This is a genomic window from Pigmentiphaga daeguensis (assembly GCF_039523035.1).
Taxonomy (GTDB): domain Bacteria; phylum Pseudomonadota; class Gammaproteobacteria; order Burkholderiales; family Burkholderiaceae_B; genus Pigmentiphaga; species Pigmentiphaga daeguensis.
In genome coordinates, this window is sequence record NZ_BAAAEN010000078.1 from 1 (window position 1) to 1,087 (window position 1,087).

Below are 1,087 nucleotides of genomic sequence, written 5' to 3' on the forward strand. Positions count from 1 at the left end.
AGGAGCAGCCCATGAAGACCAAAGCCGCGATCGCCTGGAAGGCAGGCGCGCCCCTGACCATCGAAGAAGTGGACCTGGAAGGTCCGCGCGCCGGCGAGGTGCTGATCGAAGTCAAGGCCACCGGCATCTGCCACACCGATTACTACACCCTGTCGGGCGCCGACCCCGAGGGCCTGTTCCCGGCCATCCTCGGCCACGAGGGCGCGGGCATCGTGGTCGATGCCGGGCCCGGCGTCTCGACCCTGAAGAAGGGCGACCACGTCATCCCGCTCTACACGCCCGAGTGCCGCCAGTGCAAGTTCTGCCTGTCGCGCAAGACCAACCTGTGCCAGGCTATCCGCACCACCCAGGGCAAGGGCCTGATGCCCGACGGCACCAGCCGCTTCTCGCTGGACGGCAAGCCCATCCACCACTACATGGGCACCTCGACCTTCTCGAACTACATCGTGGTGCCCGAGATCGCCGTGGCCAAGATCCGCGAGGACGCTCCCTTCGACAAGGCCTGCTACATCGGCTGCGGCGTGACCACCGGCGTGGGCGCCGTGGTCTTCAGCGCCAAGGTCGAGGCCGGCGCCAACGTCGTGGTCTTCGGGCTGGGCGGCATCGGCCTGAACGTCATCCAGGGCGCCAGGATGGTGGGCGCCGACAAGATCATCGGCATCGACCTGAATCCCCAGCGCGAGGCCCTGGGCCGCCAGTTCGGCATGACCCACTTCGTCAACCCCAAGGACGTCGCCAACGTCGTCGACCACATCGTCCAGCTCACCGACGGCGGGGCCGACTACAGCTTCGAGTGCATCGGCAACACCACCACCATGCGCCAGGCGCTCGAGTGCTGCCACAAGGGCTGGGGCCAGTCCTTCATCATCGGCGTGGCCGCCGCCGGCGCCGAGATCGCCACCCGGCCCTTCCAGCTGGTCACCGGCCGGGAATGGAAGGGCTCGGCCTTCGGCGGCGCCCGCGGACGCACCGACGTGCCCACCATCGTCGACTGGTACATGGACGGCAAGATCAAGATCGACGAGCTCATCACCCACACCCTGCCCCTCGAACGCATCAACGAGGGATTCGACCTCATGAAGAGCGG

General features: G+C 67.2%; 1 protein-coding gene. It reads left to right on the top strand.

From position 1 onward, the window contains the following. Positions 1–11: 11 nt before the first annotated feature. A partial coding sequence (locus ABD104_RS30190) for an S-(hydroxymethyl)glutathione dehydrogenase/class III alcohol dehydrogenase (protein ID WP_343928885.1) occupies positions 12–1,087 on the top strand: 1,076 nt, incomplete at its 3' end.